This is a genomic window from Pelosinus sp. IPA-1 (assembly GCF_030269905.1).
Taxonomy (GTDB): Bacteria; Bacillota; Negativicutes; order DSM-13327; family DSM-13327; genus Pelosinus.
On record NZ_BSVC01000007.1, the window covers coordinates 60,297 to 85,630 of the forward strand.

The 25,334-nt window shown below is 39.2% G+C and carries 23 protein-coding genes and 1 riboswitch; of the genes, 20 read left to right on the plus strand and 3 right to left on the minus strand.

The features are described from left to right. Positions 1-80: 80 nt before the first annotated feature. The 6 genes from QSJ81_RS17365 (at position 81) to QSJ81_RS17390 (ending at position 6,313) form a co-directional block, all read left to right on the plus strand. Positions 81-1,100, plus strand: a complete 1,020-nt coding sequence (locus QSJ81_RS17365) for an ABC transporter permease (RefSeq protein ID WP_285718611.1) — start codon at positions 81-83, stop codon at positions 1,098-1,100. After that, entirely contained in the window at positions 1,094-1,903 is an 810-nt protein-coding gene (locus QSJ81_RS17370; protein WP_285718612.1) for an ABC transporter ATP-binding protein, read from the plus strand. Before QSJ81_RS17365 ends, QSJ81_RS17370 begins: the two co-directional genes overlap by 7 nt. Positions 1,904-1,950: 47 nt before the next feature. Further along, positions 1,951-2,952, plus strand: a complete 1,002-nt coding sequence (locus QSJ81_RS17375) for an ABC transporter substrate-binding protein (protein WP_285718613.1) — start codon at positions 1,951-1,953, stop codon at positions 2,950-2,952. Beyond that, positions 2,953-4,443 carry a nitrogenase component 1 gene (locus QSJ81_RS17380; RefSeq protein ID WP_285718614.1) on the plus strand — a complete coding sequence of 497 codons (1,491 nt, stop codon included), beginning with the start codon at positions 2,953-2,955 and terminating at the stop codon, positions 4,441-4,443. Beyond that, on the plus strand, positions 4,440-5,783 hold the full coding sequence (locus tag QSJ81_RS17385) for a nitrogenase component 1 (protein ID WP_285718615.1): 1,344 nt from the start codon (positions 4,440-4,442) through the stop codon (positions 5,781-5,783). The genes QSJ81_RS17380 and QSJ81_RS17385 overlap by 4 nt, the downstream gene beginning before the upstream one ends. A gap of 110 nt (positions 5,784-5,893) precedes the next feature. Further along, positions 5,894-6,313 carry a DUF2292 domain-containing protein gene (locus QSJ81_RS17390; RefSeq protein WP_285718616.1) on the plus strand — a complete coding sequence of 140 codons (420 nt, stop codon included), beginning with the start codon at positions 5,894-5,896 and terminating at the stop codon, positions 6,311-6,313. 258 nt (positions 6,314-6,571) lie between these two features. On the opposite strand, the gene QSJ81_RS17395 is transcribed toward QSJ81_RS17390, so the two are convergent. Together QSJ81_RS17395 and QSJ81_RS17400 are read right to left on the minus strand one after the other, a co-directional pair. Continuing rightward, positions 6,572-7,240 carry a cobalamin B12-binding domain-containing protein gene (locus QSJ81_RS17395; RefSeq protein ID WP_285718617.1) on the minus strand — a complete coding sequence of 223 codons (669 nt, stop codon included), beginning with the start codon at positions 7,238-7,240 and terminating at the stop codon, positions 6,572-6,574. A 245-nt stretch (positions 7,241-7,485) separates the two neighbouring features. Further along, a complete protein-coding gene (locus QSJ81_RS17400; RefSeq protein ID WP_285718618.1) occupies positions 7,486-8,220 on the minus strand; it encodes a DUF1638 domain-containing protein in 735 nt (244 codons plus the stop codon). A gap of 467 nt (positions 8,221-8,687) precedes the next feature. On the opposite strand from QSJ81_RS17400, the gene QSJ81_RS17405 reads away from it, so the two are divergent. Together QSJ81_RS17405 and QSJ81_RS17410 are read left to right on the plus strand one after the other, a co-directional pair. Further along, complete coding sequence (locus QSJ81_RS17405; RefSeq protein WP_285718619.1) at positions 8,688-10,028, plus strand: YeiH family protein; 1,341 nt, start codon at positions 8,688-8,690, stop codon at positions 10,026-10,028. 127 nt (positions 10,029-10,155) lie between these two features. Further along, positions 10,156-10,431 (plus strand): hypothetical protein, encoded by a 276-nt coding sequence (locus QSJ81_RS17410; protein ID WP_285718620.1) that lies wholly within the window; start codon positions 10,156-10,158, stop codon positions 10,429-10,431. A 179-nt stretch (positions 10,432-10,610) separates the two neighbouring features. Here QSJ81_RS17410 and metA read toward each other — a convergent pair whose 3' ends face one another. Continuing rightward, a complete protein-coding gene (gene metA, locus QSJ81_RS17415; RefSeq protein WP_285718621.1) occupies positions 10,611-11,528 on the minus strand; it encodes a homoserine O-acetyltransferase MetA in 918 nt (305 codons plus the stop codon). 124 nt (positions 11,529-11,652) lie between these two features. Further along, a riboswitch (SAM riboswitch) is annotated at positions 11,653-11,753 on the minus strand. Positions 11,754-12,010: 257 nt separating this feature from the next. On the opposite strand from metA, the gene QSJ81_RS17420 reads away from it, so the two are divergent. From QSJ81_RS17420 to QSJ81_RS17475, 12 genes are all read left to right on the plus strand, one after another. Further along, positions 12,011-13,243, plus strand: a complete 1,233-nt coding sequence (locus QSJ81_RS17420) for an MFS transporter (protein ID WP_285718622.1) — start codon at positions 12,011-12,013, stop codon at positions 13,241-13,243. A 167-nt stretch (positions 13,244-13,410) separates the two neighbouring features. Then, positions 13,411-13,806 (plus strand): NifB/NifX family molybdenum-iron cluster-binding protein, encoded by a 396-nt coding sequence (locus QSJ81_RS17425; RefSeq protein WP_285718623.1) that lies wholly within the window; start codon positions 13,411-13,413, stop codon positions 13,804-13,806. A gap of 121 nt (positions 13,807-13,927) precedes the next feature. Next, positions 13,928-14,407 carry a tRNA (N6-threonylcarbamoyladenosine(37)-N6)-methyltransferase TrmO gene (gene tsaA, locus QSJ81_RS17430; RefSeq protein ID WP_285718624.1) on the plus strand — a complete coding sequence of 160 codons (480 nt, stop codon included), beginning with the start codon at positions 13,928-13,930 and terminating at the stop codon, positions 14,405-14,407. 166 nt (positions 14,408-14,573) lie between these two features. After that, positions 14,574-15,353 carry a methionine ABC transporter ATP-binding protein gene (locus tag QSJ81_RS17435; RefSeq protein ID WP_038671847.1) on the plus strand — a complete coding sequence of 260 codons (780 nt, stop codon included), beginning with the start codon at positions 14,574-14,576 and terminating at the stop codon, positions 15,351-15,353. Further along, the gene (locus QSJ81_RS17440) at positions 15,350-16,018 is read left to right on the plus strand and encodes a methionine ABC transporter permease (RefSeq protein ID WP_285718625.1); all 669 of its coding nucleotides are present in this window, start codon (positions 15,350-15,352) and stop codon (positions 16,016-16,018) included. Before QSJ81_RS17435 ends, QSJ81_RS17440 begins: the two co-directional genes overlap by 4 nt. A 25-nt stretch (positions 16,019-16,043) precedes the next feature. After that, entirely contained in the window at positions 16,044-16,886 is an 843-nt protein-coding gene (locus tag QSJ81_RS17445; RefSeq protein WP_285718626.1) for a MetQ/NlpA family ABC transporter substrate-binding protein, read from the plus strand. A gap of 87 nt (positions 16,887-16,973) precedes the next feature. Further along, positions 16,974-18,455, plus strand: a complete 1,482-nt coding sequence (locus tag QSJ81_RS17450; protein WP_285718627.1) for a nitrogenase component 1 — start codon at positions 16,974-16,976, stop codon at positions 18,453-18,455. After that, positions 18,439-19,755, plus strand: coding sequence for a nitrogenase component 1 (locus QSJ81_RS17455; protein WP_285718628.1), 1,317 nt, complete (start codon positions 18,439-18,441; stop codon positions 19,753-19,755). The genes QSJ81_RS17450 and QSJ81_RS17455 overlap by 17 nt, the downstream gene beginning before the upstream one ends. Before the next feature lie 143 nt (positions 19,756-19,898). Next, entirely contained in the window at positions 19,899-21,437 is a 1,539-nt protein-coding gene (locus QSJ81_RS17460; RefSeq protein WP_285718629.1) for a nitrogenase component 1, read from the plus strand. Further along, the gene (locus QSJ81_RS17465; protein WP_285718630.1) at positions 21,430-22,782 is read left to right on the plus strand and encodes a nitrogenase component 1; all 1,353 of its coding nucleotides are present in this window, start codon (positions 21,430-21,432) and stop codon (positions 22,780-22,782) included. The genes QSJ81_RS17460 and QSJ81_RS17465 overlap by 8 nt, the downstream gene beginning before the upstream one ends. Before the next feature lie 30 nt (positions 22,783-22,812). Beyond that, on the plus strand, positions 22,813-24,105 hold the full coding sequence (locus tag QSJ81_RS17470) for an O-acetylhomoserine aminocarboxypropyltransferase/cysteine synthase family protein (RefSeq protein WP_285718631.1): 1,293 nt from the start codon (positions 22,813-22,815) through the stop codon (positions 24,103-24,105). 373 nt (positions 24,106-24,478) lie between these two features. Next, entirely contained in the window at positions 24,479-25,327 is an 849-nt protein-coding gene (locus QSJ81_RS17475) for a transporter substrate-binding domain-containing protein (RefSeq protein ID WP_285718632.1), read from the plus strand. The last annotated feature ends 7 nt before the right edge of the window (positions 25,328-25,334 follow it).

Below are 25,334 nucleotides of genomic sequence, written 5' to 3' on the forward strand. Positions count from 1 at the left end.
AAGGGGAATTTCTTATATTAAATACTAGGATTGATCAGAGTTGAATGTTAGAGAACAAACTTTTCAAAGGAGGTATTCTTATGCCAAATTCTATGATCACCCCGTCAACAATAAATGTGTCATCTAAGCAGACTGCTGTCAGTAAAAGTTCTTATGCCTTTAAGTGGATTCCAATGTTGTTGCCTTTGATCCTTACTATTTTGCTCTTAGCAGAACATACACTGCTTCCTAATAAGCAGCCATTTTTTCAGAAACCTTACTTTACTTGGATTATAGCACTTTTTAGCATTCTATTTATTGTTGTTGGATTTCTAGGGAACTATTTTCCTAAGTTACAGTCAAAATTTTTAACGAAAGCTCCACTGTTAGCAGCTTTTACTGGATTTTTAATTGTTTGGGATGTAGTGACGTTGAAACTAGCTTTGTTACCGCTACCATATTTTCCGTCACCTGGTATGGTGATGGCGGCATTGATTAATGAATGGGAGACACTTGGAATCAGCGCCCTATATTCTCTCCGATTATTGTTCATCGGTTATGGCCTTGGTGCTTTGCTGGGATTGCCGACGGGAGTGTTGATGGGATGGTATCCCCGTTTTCATTATTGGGTGAACCCTGTTCTAAAAATGATTGGACCCATACCAGCCACAGCTTGGATTCCCATTGCCATGGTTGCTTTTCCAAGTAGTTTTACAGCCAGTATCTTTTTGTTGGTATTAGCTTGCTGGTTTCCCATCACGGTGATGACATGGTCTGGTATTGCAAATGTAAATAAAGCGTATTATGAAGTAGCACGCAGTCTAGGAGCTAGTGAATTTTACTTAATCACAAGGGTTGCTCTGCCAGCTGCAATGCCATCCATTTTTGTAGGGTTATTTATGAGTATGGGCGTAGCATTTGTTACTTTAATTGTGGGAGAAATGTTAGGTGTAAAAGCGGGTCTAGGGTGGTTTATTACGTGGGCACAGGGCTGGGCTGAATTTAGTAAAGTATATGCGGCATTGATCGTCATGTCCATACTCTTTTCGAGTATTATTACGGTGCTGTTTAAAGTTCGTGATAAAGTCTTAGTGTGGCAGAAGGGGTTGATTAAATGGTAACAAGCGCAGCAAAAAAAATTGCTGAAGGCGGTGGAGCTTTAGATATTAGCCAAGTACAAAAATTATTTATTGATCCTACTGGAGCCCAAGTAATCGCACTGGAAGGGGTTAATCTAGACATTCGACCAGGGGAGTTTGTATCGTTATTAGGTCCTAGTGGTTGCGGTAAGTCAACCCTGCTTAGATTAATTGCTGGTCTAGAAAAACCAACAACTGGCAGTATTACTCTTGATGGTGAAGTTGTTGAAGGTCCCCATTATTTTCGTGGATTAGTTTTTCAAGATCCTACCTTATTTCCTTGGTTGACAATCCAGCAAAATGTAGGGGTGGGACTTGATGCTCGGGGAATTGGGCGGCAAAGTCAAAGGGAGGTGGAGGAATATATCGGGTTGGTAGGTTTAGCTGGGTTTGAGAATTCATATCCATATCAATTATCTGGTGGTATGGCGCAACGAGCAGCATTAGCTAGAGCCCTTGTGAATCATCCTAAAGTATTACTGATGGATGAACCATTAGGAGCACTCGACGCATTTACCCGTATGAATATGCAAGATGAATTGTTGCGCATTTGGGCAAGTCGAGGCACGACCATTGTATTTGTCACACATGATATTGATGAAGCGATTTATCTCAGTGATCGTATTGTTGTTATGACACCGCGGCCAGGTAAAATCGCTAAAATCGTTGATGTTCATATTCCAAGGCCTCGTAGTCGTAATTATCCAGATTTTGTAGAAATAAGATCTCAAATTTTAGAGTTACTTCATTTTGCTGGCAAAAATAAGCCCGAATATTATCTGTGATGACAGATGATATTTTCAAAATTAGATAGTGAGGAGCGATATTATAAATGAAGAAAAGTAAACTAATTGCTACTAGCTTGATTTGTATTTTATTATTATTAGCACTCTTGATAACTGGTTGTAGTCAAAGCCCAGCAGCAACGACAGCATCAACTGGACCGAAAAAAGTTAAAATCGGCTACTCGGGTGGTGCTTGTGAAGCATTTATATTCAGTGCTTTTGAAAAAGGATTGTTTAAGGAAGAAGGATTGGATGTCGAGTTGGTTAAAGTTGATTTTGATACCTTGAAGGAATCCCTGGCAACTGGAAAAATTGATGCTTCAAGTGGTATGGTTATGAAGTGGGTAAAACCTTTTGAACAAGGCGTAGATGCCGTATTTACATCAGGTATTCATACAGGTTGTATCCAAATTTTAGTAAAGGAAAATTCCAATATAAAAAATATTACTGATTTAAAAGGGAAAGTCATTGCCAATAATGGTATGGGTGATGGGCCAATGATCCTAGCATCTCGCGCATTAGCTCATGCTGGTTTGGATTTCAAAAAAGATGTTCAATGGAAAGCCTACCCCGCCTCTGAGTTAGAGGGAGTATTGAACCGGGGAGAAGCTGATGCAATTGCGTTAACTGACCCTATGGCTGAAATGGTAATTGCCAAAGGAAGTGGCATTAAGCTATTGGATACCGCTCATGATATGCCTTATCATGATGAATATTGCTGCATGGCAACAATCAGCGGCAAACTATACCGCACAGATCCGGCGACTGCAGCAGCAATTACTAGGGGTATGATGAAGGGTGCTAAGTGGGTACAAGAACATCAAGATGAAGCTGCAAAGCTCATTATTGATAAAAAATATATTCCAGGAGACGCAGGGTTAGTGGCAAGACTTTTAAAAAGTTATAACTATATACCATCCCTTGATGGTGGCGAAAAAGCAGTAGACAATGCTGTTAGAGAAATGAAAGCCATTGGGGTCCTTGATGCGAGTACAGATGTGGAACAATTGAAGAAAAAAATATTTGTATGTTTGCCTGGGGTGCAATAAATGAGTAATTTTGAACAAAAAGAACCACCACGTAGAGAGCATCGCTTACATGCTTGTATTGCTTCTGGCGGAACTCTAGCTGATATGGCAAACCGTAAGATGAAATGCTGCATTCCCGATGGGGAACGAAGTTTTTCGCAGAATAGTATATGCTTGTTGTTACCTGCGTTAGGTATGATGAACAGTATTCCTAATAGTGTTGTTTTAATGCATGGTGCCGTGGGTTGTGGTTCTTCCGCTCATGGCGGCAATGCAGCAGTGAGAGCTGGTAATGTTCATCGCTGGGGTGCTGTAAAAGATGGGGTGTGGTTGTCGACAGCTCTTGATGAACGGGATGTTATTTGCGGTGGTGAAGAAAAGTTAGAAGAAGCGATCCGTGAGGTAGATCGTCGTTATAGCCCAACAATTATCTTTGTTGTGGCTGGTTGCGTTCCAGGAATTATCGGTGATGATATTGATAGTGTAGCCCAGCGGCTCCAGTCGGAAGTTTCGGCTAAACTTCTTCCTGTTCATTGCGAAGGTTTTAAAACTAAGATATGGGCGACGGCTTACGATGCAGTATATCATGCTCTTGGCCGGGTTATGCTCCAGGAAACATCAGAAAATATTTCTACGGAAAAACCAAAAAAACCGACAGTTAATTTAATGAATGTCTCTTCCATGGGACGCATTGATGAAGTAGAGTTGGAGAGATTGCTTATAGCCCTCGGATTAAATGTTAATATTTTTCCCGTATTTGCAAAACCAGAAAAAATGTATTCTATGACTCATGCTGATCTTTCAATTAGCACTTGCCCTACTCACGATGACTATATGCTCACTTATTTAAAGGAGAAATACAATATTCCCTATATCATTAAGCATATGCCAATTGGGATAAGTAACACAGGTGAGTGGTTACGTGGTGTTGCTGAGTTTTTTGGTTTGACAAACGAGGTAGAGGAGTTCATTAAAGAGGAAGAAGTAGAACTGAAAAAAGCATTAGAAGAATTCAAGCCACTATTTAGTGGTAAAAAAGTATTTGTTAGTGCTGGAGAATTTCGGGCACTTTCAACTGCAATCTTACTCGCAGAGCTTGGCTTTGAGGTTGTGGCAGTTCGGTCGTATCATCATGATGAATTTGCTGATACAGAATATGAGAAACTTGCCAAAATTACGGCTAAAGATTTCCCGCTTAATATTGCGAACTGCCAACCTTTTGAGGAAGCAAATTTATTGCGCCGAGTTAAACCTGACATCTTTCTTGGGCATATGAATGGCAATGCTACGGCAGCTAAACTTGGTGTGGCAACCACTGTTATTTATAATGTTGGTCTCCAATTTGTCGGCTATCAAGGAGCTTATCAATTGGCTCGCCGCTTACATCGCCAATTAACGAACCCTAATTTTAACCAAAATATTAGTAAGTGGGTCAACTTGCCCTATTCCCAAGGATGGTATGATCAAGATCCATTTACTTACATCAAGAAGGGGGAGGCCCAAGGCGAATGAGTAATTTTATTGAACGACCTCGTTTTACCTGTGCATTGGGCGGAGCGATGGCTACAGTGACTGCTTTGCCTAAGGGGGTGCCCATTTTACATGCCCCATCAGGGTGCGCGGGCAATCATGCATGGACACAAGCAGGGGGATGCGGTCTACAGGTAGGAGGCTATTGTGGTGGACTTAGTATACCAGGTTCTAATGTCCAAGAAAAAGAAGTTGTTTTTGGTGGTACGGAACGGTTAGAGGAACAAATCAATAATACGTTAAAGGTCATGGATGGGGATTTGTATGTTGTATTGACCAGTTGTGTTACTGATATCATCGGTGATGATGTTGCTTCCGTTGTTAGGCCGCTGAGAGACAAAGGTATCGATATTATCCATGCTGAGACAGGAGGCTTTAAAGGGAACTCCTATTTGGGATATGAATTAGTATTAGAAAGTTTATTAGGAACATATATTTCAAAAGGTAAGACTAAGAAAGGCAGTGTTAATGTATGGGGGATTGCACCTTACTTTGATGTATTTTGGCGGGGTAATCTAGAAGGAATAAGAAACTTATTGAGAAAATTAGATCTTGAAGTCAATACCTTCTTTACCATCGACGATAGTCTTGCAGGTATTCAACAGGCTGGTTCGGCTGAACTTAATATTGTAGTTTCGAGTGTAATAGGGGAAAAAACAGCTGAAATTAGTCGTGAAATACATGGTATCCCTTATCTAATGACTGACCTTCCTATTGGTCCTGCGGCTAGTGATGAATTTTTACGTACTGTTGGCAGCGCATTACATCTTGACCAGGAATTTGTAGAAAAGGTGATTGTTCAGGAAAATCTACGCTACTATCAGCTACTTGAACCCATGACAGATTGCTTTAATGACATGGATTTGCAGCGATATGCGGCTGTGATTGGCGATTCTAATTATGCAGTATCTATTGCACGTTTTCTCTCTGAGGATTTAGGTTGGCTACCTGAGGTTGTTGCGATTACCGATGTGCTAGATGAAGAGAAACAGTCATTCATCATGGCAAGATTGACCAGTCTCACATCCAGGGTAACTCCTAAGATCATTTTCGCTGATAATAGTACAGAAATAGCAGGGCAAGTAAAAGAGCACTGGGCAAATCAGCAAGGGAAAGGCGGCAAATATAACAATCCATTAACTCCGGCGTTTGTCGTTGGTAGTTCGTTAGATCGTCCTTTAGCTACAGATCTAGGCGCAGCACATTTGAGTGTAAGTTTTCCTGTAGCTAATCGGGCAGTGATTGATCGAGGTTATACAGGTTATCATGGAGGTTTACGCCTTATTGAAGACTTGATTAGCACTATGATTATTAATCGATAATCATTAATATATTAATTTAGAATTAGCATAGCTGATCAGGAATGAACTGAAGGCAAAGTTAGCTTTGAAAAGAGCAATCTTTGCCTTTTCATCATATAAGGAGGATTCTTATGGCGGAATTTCTTGTAAACGATCGAAATGCAGTGACAGAGTTGAGGCGAGGAGGGTCTAACATGGGGAAGATGAGCTCAATAAAACCGTTATCCTCTCAGGTATTTGAAATTATAGAATGCTTTTTATATACGGTACAGTACGGACAACTCATTTTAGCCATACAAGATGGAATTGTTGTCAAAATAGAAAAAATAGAAAAATTTATAATTTCGGCAAAAAGCCGAGATGCAAAATCTTCAAAAGTAGATAAGCCCTTAAAAAAGCATCCCTTGCAAACTAAAATATTGACTGAATTACAGAGTATCAGGTATGGACAGTTGGTCATTCGTCTTGATAACGGTCAAGTTGAGCAAATTGAAAAAACAGAAAAAAGACGGGTTAATGAACTAGAGGGATTGTATGGAGATGGAATATAATTCTTTTTTATAGAAAAAACAACAAGCATTTTATATTGCTTGTTGTTTTTTCTTATACGTCTTCGAGTACTTCGTCAGGACTTCATTGCTCTTAGCTTTTGCAAGGCTGCTCGAATAGCGATGATTTCTTTTATTCGTTTGGTTTCCCGTGGGTTAATCAGTCCAATTTTATTATACTCTGCTACATTACTGATTCGTTGATTGTCAAAATTCGGATAAACAGTACTGTTATTAGGATAGATCCATTATTAGTTTAGACTATACAGCGACTTCGCTAGGATCACTCACGAGTCTTCGCGCAAGCTTTACAGCATCAGCAGCATTTACAGCATAGCCGTCAGCTCCTATTTTATCTGCAAAGCTTTGGGAAATGGGTCCGCCACCAATGACTACCTTATATCGGTCTTTTATCTTTTCCTTCTTCAAAAGATGCACAACTTCATCCATTCCATCCATAGTCGTGGTCATCAGTGTTGCTAATGCGATAATATCTGCATTGACTTCTTTGGCCTTATCAATGAATTGCTGAGGTGGAATATCTCTGCCTAGGTCGAAAACCTCAAATCCTGAAGTCTCAAGCATTATTTTTACTAAATTCTTTCCAATATCGTGAGTATCACCTTCGACAACACCGATTACGACCTTATGTTTTACTCCATGTGTATTTGCTTTGATATGTGGTTTTAATACATCAAGACCTGCATACATTGCATCTGAGCAGAGGAGTAACTCAGGAATAAAGTACTCCTCTTCCTCAAATAATTTTCCGGCTTTTTCCATACCGTGGGAAAGGCCCTGATCAATTGCGTCATAGGCGTCGATTCCTTGTGCAACAATTTCATTTGAAAGTGTTATGACCTCATCATCATCCATTTCAACAACAGCATCAGATAGCTTTTGAAAAATTTCTTTATTATTTATTGACATTTAAAGACCCCCTTATTTATTTAACGTAATCAATTGCTAGAAAGGCATTGATTATTTCCAAGGAACAAAATCAATATTTTGCTCCTTGGAAATAATCCTGTCATTTTAATGGAATCAGAAAGTACTTTCCGATTCTAAGTAAGGGCAACTAAGATTTCTGACTGTATCTGAGGACTTGTCACAAGCCAAGCTTTTTCTTACGGAATCAGAAAGTATAACACTTTCTTGATTCCAAGTAAGAACGACTAAGGCTTCTGCCTGCGTCCGAAGACTTGGCACAAGCCAAGTCTTTTCTTATCATGTAGGGTTTCTCTAGTCTTATCACAAATTCCAAATAAATCTTCTTCGATTCGTTCAAAGGGCGCAATGTGGGCAAAATGTTCTTCGTCCCACGGACCGTTTACGATTTTTTGAATATAGGCATCATTGCCTTGTACAGTATCATAACGGAGTTTAAGCAATTCGGCGATTTGCTTGGATTGTTGCATCGTAGCCTCTTCCTCATTGCAACCAGTATGAATAAACAATATTTTTTTATAGCTGTCATACATTCGGTCAAGAATTCGTAAGGCTTTTTTCTCTCCATACTTTTCACAAACTCGTTGGTGCTCGGAAAGGATATTTCTTTCTGTGATCATCCATCCACAGGACAAATAAAAGGTTCCTTTTTCTTGCTTAACAAAATCTTCATATGTTGCCTTTGAACCAAGAAGGATGGGCAGACAATCGTGAACTCTAGGAATGATTAAAGGAGTACCAGATGCTTTTAGATTCTTGGTTGATCCGCCACAAAGACCAAAGGCAAAAATAATCTTTGAATGCTCTAAGGAACGGTCTAGAATATCCTGCAATTCCTTGTGTAATTTTTGTGGATAGAGGTGAAGTTTCATGGAAATAAACTCATATTCTACGGGGTTATCAGGTTTTATTGCGAGTAGTTCTTCTTTCATTACTTCACAAGCGATGATTTTGAGGGTCATGAGACCTTCACCTCCATGTTTTATGAAAAAAAAAAGGCTAAGTATCACCTCGCGGTGATGACTTAGTCTCCGTTTTCTTCGGTCAACCAAAGATCATTATATTTATTTAGTGCCTGAGTTTTACTTTATAATAATTCTAATATATAATTAAAATATTATATTTAGGTTGTGTTGTCAATGCTTTTTTGCATTAAAAGGAGTAATATATTTAAAAACTACAGGTTCTATTGCTAAAATGATAAAACTGCATATAATGGCAGTTAAAGATTATAAGATACTATTTCTATCAGTCTCAATTCTTTTAATTATTCCTTATTGACAGATGAGATTGCTGGTGATATTCTTAAGGAAATAAATAGTAAGAGCTGATTGGAAAACCAAAGGCCGAAGATGTCCCCATTATGAGAGGGGCATCTGAGGCCTTTTTTATTTGCAATCACTTAAAAATTAAGAAGGGGGATGACTCAATGGCAGGTACAACACAATCTACGCTTCCTTGGTATCAAAGAGAAGATACCTGGGCAATTATTATTGCTTTAGGACTTGTTTTGGCCATTACGGCTGCGTTTTTTGGTGGGGTGATAGGAGTATTCAAATCAATGGCAGTTAGTATTCCTGGGTGGTCTAATGATGTAAGTAAAGTTACTGCTGGGCTGAGTAAAAATATTACTGGAATCTTTTTATTATTTGGGTTTTTTCTTGTAGCTTTTTCGATTGGTGCTCGCACAATGGGTTATAATGTTAAAAAATTTATCGCAGGTTTCACAGTATTATTTATTGCGAGTGTGCTCATTTCTATCCTAGGTTCCAATACGTTTATTAAAGATTGGCAGCTAGAGACTCCGCTACTTGCCTTGCTATTCGGCCTTATTATCGGTAATACTGTGACACTGCCACAATGGTTCCAGGCTGGATTAAAAACGGAATACTACGTAAAAACTGGTATTGTTCTTATGGGAGCCACCTTACCCTTTACCATCATTATGCAAGCGGGTCCTTTAGCAATATTGCAAGCAACAATTGTTTCTGTTATCACTTTCGGAGTGATTTACTTTGCTGCAACCCGTTTATTTGGTCTGGATGAACGTTTTGCTGCCTGCTTAGGGGCGGGTGGATCAATTTGCGGAGTATCGGCTGCCATTGCCATTGGTGGTGCTTGCCGTGCGAAAAAAGAGCATGTTTCTGTGGCGATATCTATGGTCATTGTTTGGGCCGTAGTAATGATATTTGTACTTCCTCTGTGGGCAAAGCAACTAGGTATGGGGGCTGGACCTGCCGGGGCCTGGATTGGTACTTCGGAGTTTGCTGATGCAGCTGGCTTTGCGGCTGCTGAGGCAATGGGAGATGAAAGATCTGTTAAAACCTTTACGCTAATGAAAGTTGTTGGTCGAGACATGTTTGTCGGTGTATGGGCGTTGGTGGTTGCTTTTTTATCCGTAACAATTTGGGAAAACAAAAGTTCTGCTACAGCGGAGCGTATCGATAAAGGAGAAATATGGCGTCGTTTCCCTAAATTTATCATCGGTTTTTTTGCAGCCTCAATCTTTGTCACAATGCTTATTGCAATGATGGAACCGAAATCCGCGTCGGATTTTTCAAAAGATGCTATAGGCTCCATTAAAACATTACGTGGCTGGACATTTACTTGGACCTTTCTGAGTATTGGATTTACCACCCGTTTCCGTGAGTTAACTTCGTTTGGTTGGAAACCGTTAGTGGCATTTACCATTGGTGTGCTAATCAATGTGCCCCTTGGTTATTGGCTATCAAATGTAGTGTTTGTAGACTATTGGTTGAACATTAAATAAATTAAGTTTCATGGAACTAAGAATAATTAGCAAGGAATTGCCAGAGGAGGGAAAAATCACGGGTAAATCACATAAATCAATGGTAAATCATCTGACCCGAATTATTTTAAAACCCGTGGAGGAACCCTTGTTTAGTGGTCACTTTCTAAAGAACGATGTAGTTGATGCCCAGGCAGTAAGAAATTTTGGCTTACAATTGCAGCACAGAGCGGAACGGGTTGCTTTAATGATGGAATTGTTGGCGGCAAAAGAGTTTTCTTTTCATTTTCAACAGGGTTCTATTTTTGCTGATTCGTCGGTGATGGAAGGGCAAGAGGCAAAAGAATATTTACTGGGAAATGGATTTCTTGATCAAGAATTTCAAATATTTCTAGAGTATGGGCGTAAATGGGGAATTATGTAGCGTTGTATTTTAAAAATAGAGTTAAGATTGGATGTTAGTGAATGAGCCAATTATATCTAGGCTGGTTAGGAAAACTAAAGGCTAGATTTACCCTAGGGGGTAAGTCTGGCCTTTTTTCTTAAGTCTTTTTTTCTGCTACATGTTTTTAGATTACCGCAAGGGAGAGTAAGTAAAGAACCTTATAATAAAGATAGATCGAAAGGCGTTTCCTGATAAACATAGTAGTTGAGCCAGTTAGAAAAGAGCAGGTTGGCAGCACTTCGCCAGAGGACTACTGGTGTTTGTGTGGGGTCATCATTAGGGTAATAATTTTGTGGGATTTGAACTGATAACCCTTGAGCAAAATCCCGATCATATTCAGCCTTGAGAGAAAGAGGATCGTATTCTGAATGGCCTGCGATGAAGAATTGTCTACCTGTTAGATCAGCGGCAGCATACACTCCGGAAATATCAGACTCTGACAAGATGCGCAGCTTAGGATTTTTTAGGATATCTTCCCGTTTAAATTCAGTATGTCTGGAATGGGGAACATGAAAGATATCATCAAAACCACGGAATAGTTTGACTTGTTCCGTATCATTCTTTTTGTGGGGGAAAACTCCAAATATTTTTTGTGGAAGATCATATTTTGGAATACCATAGTGGTAGTATAGTCCGGCTTGGGATGCCCAGCAAATATGGAGAGTAGAATATACATGGGTTTTACTCCATTCCATAATTTCGCAAAGTTCATCCCAGTAGGCTACCTGTTCAAAGGGAATTTGTTCGACAGGTGCACCCGTAATAATCATGCCATCATAGTTGCGAGATTTTATATCCTCGAATGTTTCATAAAATTTAATCAGATGTTCTTGTGATGTATTGGTAGGACAATAAGTAGCAGTATACATGAAGTCAACTTCCACTTGCAGAGGAGAATTACCTAGCAGGCGGAGTAATTGAGTCTCAGTAGTAATCTTGATAGGCATGAGATTTAAAATTAATATTTTAAGAGGACGTATATCTTGGGTATAGGCTCGGTTCTCATGAATTACGAAAATGTTTTCACTTTCCAGGATGTTGGTAGCAGGTAAATTGTTAGGAATTTTTATAGGCATAGTGCATTCCTCCATTTTTTTGATATTATAAAAACTCGCTAGAAGGCTGTTATGCTCTTCTAATCAAGTAGGGTAACAAAAAGAGCCCCTTTCCGAGGAAAGGGGCTCTTTAAACCGCACATTCCTCTCATCTTTCAGGATTGCTCCTGCTGGAATTAGCACCGTTGCATTGCTGCCGGCTGCCGGGTGTCATAGGGCCAGTCCCTCGACCTCTCTAGATAAGAGTTTAATATTAATTTATGAATAATATTAACATAGGTAAATAAGTAAGTCAAAGTAAAATTTAATAAAAGGTTTTACAAAATGTCATACTATATTGACAAAGTGACCAAGCTGAATATAATAAAAGTTAAAGATTGTCAATTTCAAGGATGAATGACTATGAAAAAAGGTCAAGCTCTTTCTGAAATGAAAGTGGTTTGATCTCTTTTATTTAATTGGTGAGACATTGGTTGTATAACAAACAAGGAGACTCATGTTATATGTTGAAAACACATAATAAGAATGCGCAAGTTTCTTCCCTCATTCACTGCAAGTCATATGTACATTTTTGGTTTTCTAGGGTTCTGACAACTCTGGCGTATCAAATGCTAGCTGTTGCCGTGGGGTGGCAAGTCTACGAGTTGACTGATAGTCCCTTCTATTTAGGGTTGGTTGGTCTTGCTCAGTTTTTGCCAATGTTTTTACTAACTCTTGTTGTTGGGCATGTGGCGGACCGTTTTAATCGTCAGAAAGTTATTTGTATTTGTCAAATAACGGAAGGCGTGGGGGTAGGTTTGTTGGCAATCGGAAGTTATACTGGTTGGCTTAGCAAAGAAAGTATCATTACCATTGTATTTCTGATCGGCGCAGCCAGGGCTTTTGAGGGACCGACGATGCAAGCTTTTATGCCTGGATTGGTATCGGCTAAGATTTTTCCGCAAGCTTTGGCGACTGTTAGTTCGGCAAATCAGACAGCCAATATCATAGGGCCGGCAATTGGGGGATTACTTTATGCTGCAGGTCCTGGCTATGTTTATTGTACAATTAGTGTACTTTTTCTAGGTGCCAGTCTTCTTATTTCTAGAATTAAAATTCAACGTGAAATACGGAAAGTCCATGCTGTTAATCTACGAGAATTATTTGCTGGGATCACTTTTATTCGTCGAAAACCCACAATACTTGGTGCCATATCCCTGGATCTTTTTGCTGTACTGTTAGGAGGAGCAACTGCTCTATTGCCGATTTATGCTAAAGATGTGCTTTTTATTGGGCCAGAGGGAGTGGGGATTTTACGCTCAGCACCAGCCGTAGGTGCCTTATTGATGTCAGGTCTTTTAGCCCATTATCCTCTTAAACGTAAAGTCGGTCGAACGATGTTTAGCGCTGTATTTGTTTTTGGACTGGCTACCATTGTATTTGCCTTATCAACGTCCTTTGCTTTATCTCTCGCTTCATTAGTTGTCCTTGGTGCTGCAGATGTCATCAGCGTTGTCATTCGTTCCTCCTTAGTGCAATTGCAGACGCCAGATGAAATGCGGGGAAGAGTGAGTGCAGTCAACTCAATGTTTATTGGAACTTCTAATCAATTAGGAGAATTTGAGTCTGGTGTAACGGCAGCTTTTTTCGGTACAGTGCCTGCACTGCTGATTGGTGGTATTGGCACAGTATTGGTTGTTATTCTATGGATAAAACTATTTCCCGAACTCGCTCAAGCTGATCGAATCGCATCTTGACAAAGTGCTATAAACAAGTATATTATATAAACAAATTAGAACGTAAAGCTGATCAGTAGTAATGACTGAAGGCAAAGAAAGGTTCCTTGTGAAGGAATCAATCTTTGCCTTTTTATTTTAAGTATGTATTACTAAAGTTAATAATAAGAGAAAAGGAAGTGTATAGTATGTCTAAAGTTGCTGTTGCGAGTACTGATGGAATAGCCATTAATGAGCATTTTGGTAGAGCGGAAGAATTCTGGATTTATGAAAGCAATGAAGGGGGAGCTTACCAATTTATTGAACGTAGAAAAAAAACGCTTGAAGAATCTGAAGGCGATCATGCTACTACAGTTCAATTACTTGCTGATGTTGAAGTTGTACTAGTTAACAAAATTGGCCCGGGAGCGGAGAAAGAATTGCGACGTGAGGGGATAATTGCCTTAAGTGTATCTGGTACCATTGATAAAGCCCTTAGCGCTTATGCAAAAAGAGGAAAGTTTATCAAGAATAATGCACTACTAGGGACAATAAAAGGATGCCAGGCATCTGGTGGCTTAGGGTGTTCGAATAGATGTAAATGAGTAAGAGTAGGTCAAATTTCCTTAAATGTAACTTGAGTTTATAAGCTGATAGAAGAATTAATTTTTAGTAGTATTAGGTGTCAAATTATTGCTTCTTAGTAAAGACAAAGGAAGGAAACAGATGATTGATTATAAGCCGATAGGTATCATTCACTCGCCCTTTAAAGAGGCAAAGGGGACACCAATTCAAGCTGTTGCAGCCCAGGAGATTGTTGGTAGTATTGAATTAGATCCAGAATACGTTGCAGGCTTAAAAGATATTGAGGGGTTTTCTCATCTTATGTTGCTGTACCACTTTCATTTGATTAGGGAGTCTTCTTTGCTAGTAAAACCTTTTCTGGATAATGAGCTGCACGGAATTTTTGCTACCCGATCACCAAGTCGACCTAACTCAATTGGCATATCAGTTGTACGTCTGATTAAGGTCGAAGGCAATACACTGTATATTAAGGATGTAGATACTATCGATGGGACTCCTTTATTAGATATAAAACCTTATGTACCAAAATTTGATGTCAGAGAAACTGAAAAGACTGGGTGGTTCGAAAAAAGTATACATAAACTTTCACATACAAAAGATGATGGTAGATTCATAAAATGAGTTATCAATGGCCATTATGTCTAGAAAAAACGAATAGATTCTAGAGTAGAACCTTGCCGACTGGTCGAAGAACTAGAGGCTATAGTCCATTTTATAATGGAATATAGCCTCTTTATTTTTATAATTGGCTATTTGCCGAATAGAAAGGTTAAGGAAGGTGGACTGAATGATTACAATTGAGGATTTAAATAAAGATTATATTACGCCTCATGCTAGGATAAATGCCTTGCGTAATATAAATTTGCAAGTTGAAAAAGGCGATATTTTTGGCATTATCGGTTTTAGTGGAGCTGGTAAATCAACTTTAATTAGATGTTTAAATCGCCTTGAAGAACCTGATTCAGGTAAGGTTATCATAGCAGGGCAAGACATTACAGCTATGAACAAACAGCATTTAAAGTTGGCTAGAAGAAAAATAGGTATGATTTTTCAGCAATTTAATTTACTTGATGCAAAAAATGTTTTTGAAAATGTTGCCTTTCCTTTGAAGGTTTCCGGATATCCTAAGAAGCAAATCAGGCATCGGGTGGAAGAAATTCTTGAGTTAGTTGGTTTGGCAGATAAAGCCAAAGCATACCCCTTGCAATTAAGTGGAGGACAAAAGCAAAGAGTTGGTATTGCTAGGGCTCTTTCCAATAAGCCAGATGTGCTACTTAGTGATGAAGCGACGTCTGCTCTTGATCCCCAAACAACCTATTCCATATTGGAACTTCTAAAAGATATCAATAAGAAATTGGGTTTAACAATTGTCCTAATTACCCACGAACTTGATGTATTGAAACATATTTGCAACAATATGGCTGTTATCGAGCAGGGAAGAATTGTTGAAAATGGCCCAGTTGAAAAATTCTTCTTAAATCCTGAGAGTGATACGGCGAAACGATTTATTAGCATTTTGCAGGGGTTTGAAGCAAAGCGTGTATATAAGGAAGGTGGTGGGATTTGAACGACGATGTATTAGAGCTACTACTCACTGGTCTTGGTGAAACAGTTTACATGGTAACCCTTTCTACTCTCATTGCCTTCGCGATTGGATTGCCACTTGGAATTATATTAGTAGCTACAGAAAAAGGCAATGTGTTGGAAGCCCCCAAAATCAATAAAGCTTTGGGGACAATTATCAATATAGTACGTTCATTTCCAACCATTATTCTTATTGTTGTTTTACTTCCTTTAGCTAGGTTTATTGTGGGAACGACCCTGGGGGCTACGGCAGCAGTTGTACCCTTAGCCATTGGAGCCGCACCATTCATTGCTAGAATTATTGAGAACTGCCTTAAGGAGGTTAGTTTTGGTAAAATCGAAGCGGCGACGGCCATTGGCGCTAACCCTTTAACGATCATTACAAAAGTACTTATTCCTGAAGCTCTGCCTTCTCTCATCCGCGGGTTGACCATTGCAGTGGTAGGAATTATAGGTATGACGGCAGTTGCTGGGGCAATTGGGGCAGGAGGTTTGGGGAGCCTTGCCATACGGTTTGGATATATGAGATATCGAGATGATATTATGATTGCTACTGTCATAACCTTGATTATTCTAGTGCAAGGTGTGCAGTTTGGTGGTGATTTTTTAGCTAACTATATTAATGGGAAAAGGTATAAATTTGATTAAAAATATAGGAAAAAGGGTGATTTGTATGTTGAAAAAAAGTATTCTCTTTAAAATTATCATTGGAGTTATCAGTATTATCATGGTTGCCGGTTTATTTACTGGATGCTCATCTAAAAAGGAAAGCGCCCCAGCAAGTACTAGTAAATCAGAAGTAACTGTAAAAGTGGGAGCAGCAGTAGTGCCACATGCGGAAATTTTAAATTTTATAAAACCTAAATTGAAGCAGGAAGGGATCAATCTTGAAGTGGTTGTGCTGGATGATGAGGCGCAATTAAATCCTGCATTGCAAACAAAAGCAATTGATGCTAATTATTTTCAACACGTTCCTTACTATGAATCTGTAGCAAAAGAAAAGGGGTATAATTTTGTTGTAGCTGCGAAAGTGCATGTAGAACCCATTGGCTTATATTCACAAAAAATAAAAAGCAAAGATGAGCTGAAAGAAGGTGCTACCATCGCTATTCCTAACAATCCCTCCAATGAGTATCGATCTCTAGTCTTATTACAATCCCAGGGTTTGATTAAATTAAAAGAAGGGATTGCTAATTTTGCGGCGACTCCTAGAGACATTGTAGAAAATCCGAAAAAACTGAAATTTGTTGAAGTTGACTCCGCACAACTAACCCGTTCACTACCTGATGTTGATGGTGCAATTATCAATACTAATTTCATTCTTGAAGCAAAAATAGATCCTAAAACGGCACTCTTTAGAGAAGATGCGAATTCACCTTATGCAAATGATTTATTTGTAAGAAAAGGTGAGGAAAGTAGGCCAGAAATTAAGAAAATAGGAGAAATACTAACTTCTCCTGATGTGAAGAAATTCATCCAGGATAAGTATGGAGTGGCTGTAGTTCCTGCATTTTAATTATAAAAGTAAAGGCTGGGCAGGTTTTAATTCTGACCAGCCTTTTAAAAAATCATAAAATTAATGTGTTAAGCGAGGGAGGTAAGGATGAGTAAAATTAATCTTAATGCTTCAGAGGTCCAAACTCGAGAATCACGTCTGGGGTCGATTACAGGGTTTGCAGGCACTGCTGGAGAGTTAGTTGGATGCGCTCGAGCTGGTACGCTAAAAGAGAGTGAAAGAAGTTTTAGCCAATGTATGGGGTGCAGTTCTGGCAATGCTTTTTGTCAGCTGTCTATGATACAAGATGCCATTGTTGTCAATCATGCTCCAGTGGGGTGTGCAGGAGATTTTTTTACGTTTAATTTTGTATACCGAGTAGGTCAAATGGAAAGAAACTTGCCTCCAGTGATTGGGCGCTATTTTAATACGAATATTGAGGAACAGGATACTATTTTTGGGGCGACACAAAAACTTGCAAATACCATTCGTACCGCTTATGAAAGAATACATCCTAATGCAATTTTTATTACAACATCTTGTGCTTCAGGAATTATCGGTGATGATGTGGAGGGCGTTGCCAATGATTTAACGGAAGAACTTGGCATTCCTATTATCTCGTGTTTCTGTGAAGGGTTTAAATCGAAAATTTGGACGACCGGTTTTGATGCGGCCTATCATTCCATCATTAGAAAACTCGTAAAACCCCCAGAAAAAAAGTCGAATAAGGTGAATATCGTTAATTTTTGGGGTAGCCACATTTTTGATGAAATATTGAATCCGTTAGGATATGAAGCCGATTATATCATTCCATTTTCGACTACAGCACAGTTGAAATATATTTCGGAAGCGGTAGCAACCATTCAAATTTGTCCAACTCTTGGCACTTATATCGGTGCTGCTCTAGAACAGGTTTATGGCGTGCCAGAAATCAAATCTCCACCAGCCTATGGTATAGCAGGAACCGATCAATGGATGAGGGAGCTAGGGCGAGTTTTGGATCGGCAAGAGCAGATTGAGGCTTTGATTGTCAAAGAACATGAACGGATATTACCCAAATTACAAGAATATCGGGAGCAAATTCAAGGGAAAAAAGCCTATTTAACAGCGGGAGCTGCACATGGTCACGCTTTAATTGCTCTACTGCGGGAATTAGGGCTAGAAGTGCAAGGTGCTGCAATTTTTCATCATGATCCAATTTATGATAATGGTACGACCACTTCTGATGCCTTAGCTCATGCGGTAAACACCTATGGTGATATTCCTAATTATAATGTTTGTAATAAACAAGCCTATGAATTAGTTAATGTATTAAACAAAATAAAGCCAGATATTATGATTGCAAGACACGGTGGTATGACTCTTTGGGGTGCAAAACTAGGAATTCCTACTCTATTAGTTGGGGATGAGCAGTTAAGCTTTGGTTATCAGGGCATTCTAAATTACGGGGAAAGGATTCTGGAGACTCTTGATAACAAAGAATTTGTAATTAATTTGGCAAAACACAGTACAATGCCTTATACCAAATGGTGGCTAGATCAAGATCCATTTTCTTTTCTAAGGAGTGACCTAAATGTCAAAACTTATTGAACAGCCTCGCTATTCTTGCGCTTTAGGCGCACAACAGTCGATAATTGCCATAAAGAGAGCCGTTCCTATTTTGCATTCAGGACCAGGTTGCGGTGACAAAATCAATAGGCTTCTAGGACAAGGTGAAGGTTATGCAGGTGGCAACACGGTACCTTGTACCAACGCAAGTGAATCAGAGATTGTGTTTGGTGGAGAATCAAAATTAGGAACTGTTATTGAGGGAGCCTTTCAAGTAATCGACGCAGATCTTTATGTCGTACTGACTGGGTGTACCTCTGATATTATTGGCGATGATGTCGCACAAGTGACGAGCCGCTATCAAGAACAAGATAAGCCTATTGTCTATGTTGAAACAGGTGGTTTTAAAAGTAATAATTATGTAAGTCATGAAACGGTAGTCAAAGGAATTATTGATCAATATGTAGATAAATTTAAAGTAGGAAGCCATAAAATTAAGAGGTTAGTCAATGTATTTGCTACCATCCCTTATCAAGATGCTTTTTGGAATGGAAATTTAGAAGAAATTAAACGGATATTGGAAGGAATCGGCCTTACCGTCAATATTCTATTTGGGGCAGAGTCTCAAGGAATTGAAGAGTGGAAAACAATCCCTCAAGCCGAGTTCAACATTGTTGTTAGTGCCTGGGCGGGCCTTGAGATTGCTGAGCATTTAAAAAATAAATATGATACTCCTTATACTCATTTTTCGTATTTACCAATTGGTGGTCTAGAAACAACAAAGTTTCTTAGGCAAGTGGTGGCCTTCGGTGCTCTTGACGTAGATTATGCAGAAGCCTTCATTAAAAAAGAAGAAGAAAAGTTTTATATGCATATTGAAAGAATGGCTGATTTTATGTTGGAATTTAGATATGGTCTTCCACGTCGTTTTTATACTATTTTAGATGCTTCTTACGCCATTGGTTTCTCCAAATATTTACTGAACGAACTTGGTATTCTGCCAACGAAACAGTTTATTATTGATGATACACCGGAAGTATTTCAAGGGGCTATTCACGAACAGTTCGAGAAAATTTCCGAATTCCGTTCCGCTAAGGTTAGTTTTTCTATTGATGCTGGTGCCATTCAAGAAGAAATTAGAAAAGATGAGCATAAAAGCAGAGGGCTGATCCTAGGGAGTGCCTGGGAACGAGATCTAGCTACGGAAATTGGGGCTGATCTTTTAATTGTCAGTGTTCCTGTTGCTTATAGGCTTATTTTGAATTGCGGATATGCTGGTTATAATGGTGGCCTTAGGGTTATAGAGGATATTTACGGTAAAGTACTCGATACCTACCGATAATAAAATAAATCCAATGTAATTAAAAGCGGTTGGCTAGTAGATAAACTAGAGACCAGTCTTACACCTCTCATTAGAGGATTAAGGCTTGGTCTCTTTTTATACGGAATCAGAAAGTATATAAAGACTTATAAGGAGTGACTAGTATGAAGATTAATTTTAATACTCCAGTGGTTGAAAGTCGTGAACAACGTCTTGGCACCATTATTTCCTGGGATGGAAAGGCGTCGGATCTTTCTAAGGAATCAGCTTATGCACGTGGTAGTTGTGAAACGACTTGTGGAGAAAAGTCGCGTAAACTTTGCGAGATTGAGGGGCCATTCACGCAAGGATCTGTTTGCAGTGAGCAAATGGTAGAATGCCAAGCTGGTCATATTCGCAACGCAGTACTGATTCAGCATTCACCGATTGGCTGCGGTGCAGGCCAAGTCATCTATAATTCCATCTATCGCAATGGTTTGGCGGGGCGCAATTTACCAGTAGAAAACCAGCATGTGATTTGCACGAATCTACAAGAAGAAGATATGGTCTATGGGGGCGTTGCCAAATTAGAACAGTCCATTCGAGATGCATGGGAACGTTATCATCCGAAAGCTATTTTTATTGCCACCTCTTGCGCTACTGGAATTATTGGTGATGATGTGGATGGTACAGCAAGTCAGATGGAAACTGAGCTTAAGATACCTGTCATTCCTCTCCATTGCGAAGGCTTTAAGTCCAAACACTGGAGTACTGGCTTCGATGCAACCCAGCACGGTATCATAAGGCAAGTCGTACGTAAAAATCCTAAAAAGCAAGAAGATCTGGTCAATGTGATTAACTTATGGGGTTCTGATATTTTCACTCCGATGCTTGCTGAACTAGGACTTAGAGTTAACTATGTAGTTGATCTGGCAACCGTAGAAGATCTAGAACAACTTTCTGAAGCGGCAGCTACTGTTGGGTTTTGCTATACCCTTTCTTCCTATATGGCGGCAGGCTTAGAACAAGAATTTGGTGTTCCAGAAATTAAGGCACCTCTGCCTTATGGTTTTGCAGGGACAGATGCTTGGTTTCGAGAATTGGCACGAGTTACCCACAGGGAGGAAAAGGCAGAAGCTTATATTGCCAAAGAGCATGCAAGGATTGCCCCCCGTCTAGCAGAATTGCGTACCCTTCTTAAGGGAAAAAAGGGCTATGTTGCAACGGGTTCTGCTTATGCCCATGGATTGATTGCTGTACTTCGAGAATTAGGAGTCGAAGTGAATGGCTCACTTGTATTCCATCACGATCCAATTTATGACAGTCAAGATCCTAGGCAAGACTCCCTTGCTCATGTAGTTGATAACTATGGGGATGTTTCACATTTTACTGTGAGCAATCGTCAGCAACACCAATTTTATAGTTTACTCAAAAGAGTGAATCCCGATTTTATTCTAATTCGCCACAATGGTCTTGCGCCCCTAGCTTCTCGTATGGGAATTCCGGCTGCGCCCCTTGGCGATGAGCATCATTCCTTGGGATATCAGGGAATCATTAATCTAGGCGAATCGATACTTGATATTTTGGCACATAAGAAATTTCATCAAGATTTAGCATCACACACTAAGCTGCCTTATAAACAATGGTGGCTGGATCAGGAAGATCCATTTATTTTGGCAAAGGAAGGAAGTCCATTGTATACGGAGGGGAAAAAACATGCCTGAAATTGAAGTTGCAAAAAATACCAATTCTATTCAGCAAATACGTTATGTTTGCTCCATTGCGGCTATGCATAGCGCCTCGGCTATCCCCCGTGTTATTCCTATTGTCCATTGCGGTCCTGGTTGTGCAGACAAACAGTTTATGAATGTTGCTTTTTATAATGGCTTTCAGGGAGGAGGATATGGTGGTGGTGCAGTGGTGCCGAGTACGAACTCTAGAGAATTAGATGTGGTATTCGGAGGTGAAGGGCGATTGCGAGAATTAATCAAGGCTTCTATTAAGATTCTAGATACAGATTTATTTGTTGTTTTGACAGGCTGCATTTCAGATTTGGTAGGGGATGATGTAGGAACTGTGGTTAAAGAATTTCAAGAGCAAGGTGTCCCTATTGTTTATGCTGAAACAGGTGGTTTTAAAGGTAATAATTTTACCGGTCACGAACTGGTGACGCGCGCTATTATTGATCAATATGTAGGAGAGTATGATGGGCCACGGCAGCAGGGGACTGTCAACCTTTGGTCCCTATTACCATACCATAATACCTTTTGGCGTGGTGATCTCACGGAAATCAAGCGTATATTAGAAGGGATTGGTCTTACGGTAAACATATTGTTTGGCTATGAATCGAAAGGCGTATCTGAATGGGAAAAAATCCCTAAGGCTCAATTTAATTTAGTTCTTTCTCCTTGGTTAGGTCTTCAAACAGCTGAGCATTTAGAAAGTAAATATGGGCAACCGTACCTGCATGTACCTGTAATTCCTATTGGAGCGCAAGAAACCAGTAGCTTTTTGCGTAAAGTAGCAGCTTTTGCAGGGCTGGATCATGCTCCAGTTGAAGATTTTATTCGGCAAGAGGAGGAGACTTATTATCATTATCTAGAAAGCTTCTCCGATTTCTATGCGGAATATTGGTGGGGATTGCCGGCAAAATTTGCCGTTGTTGGTGATAGTGCCTACAATCTTGCGTTAACTAAATTTTTAGTGAATCAGTTGGGTATTATTCCAGGAAAACAAATTATCACGGAGAATCCACCAGAAGAATATCGGGAAAACATTCGAGAAGAGTATCGAAAGATCGCTGAGGATGTAGCCACAGATGTTGAATTTGAAGAAGATAGTTACATTATCCATCAAAAAATTAGGCAAACAAACTTCGGTCACAAGGCTCCTATCATATTTGGCACTACTTGGGAGCGAGATCTTGCCAAAGAGTTAAAGGGAGCAATTGTGGAAGTCGGATTTCCAGCATCCTATGAATTGGTTCTTTCTAGGTCCTATGTGGGATATCGGGGTGCCCTTACTTTACTCGAAAAAATATATACAACTACAGTAAGTGCTAGTGCTTAGTAAAAAAACAAATAGAAAGGAGAAATTAAAATGAGTGAAAAAGAAAGAAAACATGGATTTGACACAGTGGCTTTGCATGCAGGACAAATACCAGATAGGGAAACTGGGGCTAGAGCAGTACCTATTTATCAGAGTACATCCTTTGTATTAGGGGATACAGAACGAGCTGCCAGAATCTTTGCTCTTGAAGAATTTGGCAATGCATATACCAGAATGATGAATCCTACACAGACAGCTTTTGAAGAACGGGTCGCTGCATTAGAAGGTGGCGTAGGTGCTTTGGCAGTTGCATCGGGCCAGGCGGCCATTACTTATTCAATACTGAATATTGCCCAGTCTGGAGATGAAATTGTCTCATCATCAGCAATTTATGGTGGCACTTATAATTTATTCCATCACACTTTACCTAAACTTGGCATAGAGGTTCATTTTGTAAACCCAGACGATCCTGAGAATTTTCGTAAGGCGATTACTTCTAAAACAAAAGCTCTTTATGCAGAAGTTATTGGCAATCCAAGGATTGATATTTTAGATATAGAGAATGTAGCTAAAGTGGCCCATGAAAATGACATTCCTTTAATTGTTGATAGTACTTTCGCGACACCCTATTTAAATAGGCCCATTGAGTGGGGGGCGGATATTGTTGTCCACTCTGCTACCAAATTTATTGGTGGTCACGGAACTTCTATTGGCGGCATCATTGTTGATTCAGGTAATTTTAATTGGGATAATGGTAAATTTCCTGGATTGGTGGAAGCTGATCCTAGTTACCATGGCTTATCTTTTACCGAAAAATTTGGAAATGCTGCTTATATTTTTAGAGCACGTGTCACATTATTACGTGATATAGGAGCGGTTATCACACCATTTAATTCATTCTTATTTTTGCAGGGATTAGAAACACTTTCGGTGCGGTTAGATCGACATGTTAGAAATACACAAAAAGTCGCAGAATTTTTAGAGCAACATAAATTTGTCAGCTGGGTAAATTATCCTGGACTCAAGAGTAGTAAGTATTATGAATTAGGGCAGAAATATTTCCCCAAAGGGGCGGGAGCAATTCTTACCTTTGGCATTCATGGTGGGCTAAAAGCTGGGACGAAATTTATCAATAATTTAGGCTTGTTTTCTCATTTGGCAAATGTTGGCGATGCCAAGTCCCTTGTGATCCATCCAGCAAGTACGACTCATCAACAATTATCACCTGCGCAGCAATTGTCTTGTGGTATTACTGAAGACCTTGTACGTTTATCAATTGGGTTAGAAGATATTGATGATTTACTTTATTATCTTGAAGAAGCATTGGAAGCAAGCCAAAAGTAAAAAAATATAAGAAAAGACTTGGCTTGTGCCAAGTCCTCGGACGCAGGCAGAAGCCTTAGTCGTTCTTACTTGGAATCAAGAAAGTGCTATACTTTCTGATTCCGTAAAAAATAGAGGCTTCGAATAATAAAAAAAAATTCGAAGCCTCTTAATTTCATAATAATATATTGACAGTATATAAAGAAAAATGTTATTCTTATTGCAATAAAATTTAAGATGTTTGAAGAAATTTGTTGTAAAAGCTGATCATATAATTGAAGGCTGGAAAACATCCAATGGGATGTTTCCGGCCTTTTTTATATTCCAAAATCCTCGAAGAGAGGGTAAAACAACAAATAAATGAAAAATCATATTTAAAAGGAGAATGAACATTATGAAAACATTAATAAAAAAAAGAGGTCTACTTCAGTTGTTTTTAGCGTTTCTATTACTTACAGGGGTAGCAATTATTGCAGGTTGTGGCTCAAATAGTAACGATAAGCAAACAGTAACATCAAATGAGAACGTTAAGACTTATTATGTAGCAACTAGAGGAACTTTTAAACCATTTACTTATATGGATGATAAAGGTGAATTAACTGGCTATGATATTGAAATTTTAAAAGAAGTCCAAAAAAGAAATAAAGATATAAAGTTTGAATTTAAAACCATGAGTATTGAAAGTGCTTTTGTCAGTCTGACATCAAACCAAGTTGATATTATTGCCAACCAAATGGGACGTAATGATGAACGTGCTGCTAAATATACCTTTACACAAGAAGTGAACAATTATACTAGCACGAAAATTACAGTCAAAGGTGATCGAAATGATATTAATACTCTTGATGATTTGAAAGGTAAAACAATGATTCTAACGCCTACGAGTGAAGTTGCTAGAGTAATTAAGAAGTTTAATGAAACGGCTGAGCCTAAAATTAATTTAATCTATACTGATAAAGGTTCCGCTGAATCTTTTAACTTAGTTGCTACCAACCGTGCGGATGCGGGTGCCGACTATGAAGTAGCAGTACGAGAAGCAAAGAAAACCTTAGGTCTTGATCTTAAAAGTGTTGGCAGTGTTATTTCCAGTGTCCCTACTTATTTCATTTTAAGAAAAGATGCTGATTCACAAAAATTAGCAGATAGAATTGATGCTACGGTGAAAGAAATGAAAGCTGATGGCACACTGAAGAAAATATCGGATCAATTTTTAGGTGCAGACTATACCGTTGTTCCTAAATAAATCGAAA

What these genes read in the sequence shown, in the direction of transcription:
- QSJ81_RS17395 (WP_285718617.1), bottom strand. Translation starts at nt 7,240, where the DNA reads ATGTCAATAAATAATAAAGAAATTTTTCAAAAGCTATCTGATGCTGTT.
- QSJ81_RS17465 (WP_285718630.1), top strand. Translation starts at nt 21,430, where the DNA reads ATGCCTGAAATTGAAGTTGCAAAAAATACCAATTCTATTCAGCAAATA.
- QSJ81_RS17400 (WP_285718618.1), bottom strand. Translation starts at nt 8,220, where the DNA reads ATGACCCTCAAAATCATCGCTTGTGAAGTAATGAAAGAAGAACTACTC.
- QSJ81_RS17435 (WP_038671847.1), top strand. Translation starts at nt 14,574, where the DNA reads ATGATTACAATTGAGGATTTAAATAAAGATTATATTACGCCTCATGCT.
- QSJ81_RS17380 (WP_285718614.1), top strand. Translation starts at nt 2,953, where the DNA reads ATGAGTAATTTTGAACAAAAAGAACCACCACGTAGAGAGCATCGCTTA.
- metA (WP_285718621.1), bottom strand. Translation starts at nt 11,528, where the DNA reads ATGCCTATAAAAATTCCTAACAATTTACCTGCTACCAACATCCTGGAA.
- QSJ81_RS17370 (WP_285718612.1), top strand. Translation starts at nt 1,094, where the DNA reads ATGGTAACAAGCGCAGCAAAAAAAATTGCTGAAGGCGGTGGAGCTTTA.
- QSJ81_RS17470 (WP_285718631.1), top strand. Translation starts at nt 22,813, where the DNA reads ATGAGTGAAAAAGAAAGAAAACATGGATTTGACACAGTGGCTTTGCAT.
- QSJ81_RS17460 (WP_285718629.1), top strand. Translation starts at nt 19,899, where the DNA reads ATGAAGATTAATTTTAATACTCCAGTGGTTGAAAGTCGTGAACAACGT.
- QSJ81_RS17405 (WP_285718619.1), top strand. Translation starts at nt 8,688, where the DNA reads ATGGCAGGTACAACACAATCTACGCTTCCTTGGTATCAAAGAGAAGAT.
- QSJ81_RS17375 (WP_285718613.1), top strand. Translation starts at nt 1,951, where the DNA reads ATGAAGAAAAGTAAACTAATTGCTACTAGCTTGATTTGTATTTTATTA.
- QSJ81_RS17365 (WP_285718611.1), top strand. Translation starts at nt 81, where the DNA reads ATGCCAAATTCTATGATCACCCCGTCAACAATAAATGTGTCATCTAAG.
- QSJ81_RS17420 (WP_285718622.1), top strand. Translation starts at nt 12,011, where the DNA reads ATGTTGAAAACACATAATAAGAATGCGCAAGTTTCTTCCCTCATTCAC.
- QSJ81_RS17385 (WP_285718615.1), top strand. Translation starts at nt 4,440, where the DNA reads ATGAGTAATTTTATTGAACGACCTCGTTTTACCTGTGCATTGGGCGGA.
- QSJ81_RS17445 (WP_285718626.1), top strand. Translation starts at nt 16,044, where the DNA reads ATGTTGAAAAAAAGTATTCTCTTTAAAATTATCATTGGAGTTATCAGT.
- QSJ81_RS17390 (WP_285718616.1), top strand. Translation starts at nt 5,894, where the DNA reads ATGGCGGAATTTCTTGTAAACGATCGAAATGCAGTGACAGAGTTGAGG.
- QSJ81_RS17450 (WP_285718627.1), top strand. Translation starts at nt 16,974, where the DNA reads ATGAGTAAAATTAATCTTAATGCTTCAGAGGTCCAAACTCGAGAATCA.
- QSJ81_RS17475 (WP_285718632.1), top strand. Translation starts at nt 24,479, where the DNA reads ATGAAAACATTAATAAAAAAAAGAGGTCTACTTCAGTTGTTTTTAGCG.
- QSJ81_RS17455 (WP_285718628.1), top strand. Translation starts at nt 18,439, where the DNA reads ATGTCAAAACTTATTGAACAGCCTCGCTATTCTTGCGCTTTAGGCGCA.
- QSJ81_RS17425 (WP_285718623.1), top strand. Translation starts at nt 13,411, where the DNA reads ATGTCTAAAGTTGCTGTTGCGAGTACTGATGGAATAGCCATTAATGAG.
- tsaA (WP_285718624.1), top strand. Translation starts at nt 13,928, where the DNA reads ATGATTGATTATAAGCCGATAGGTATCATTCACTCGCCCTTTAAAGAG.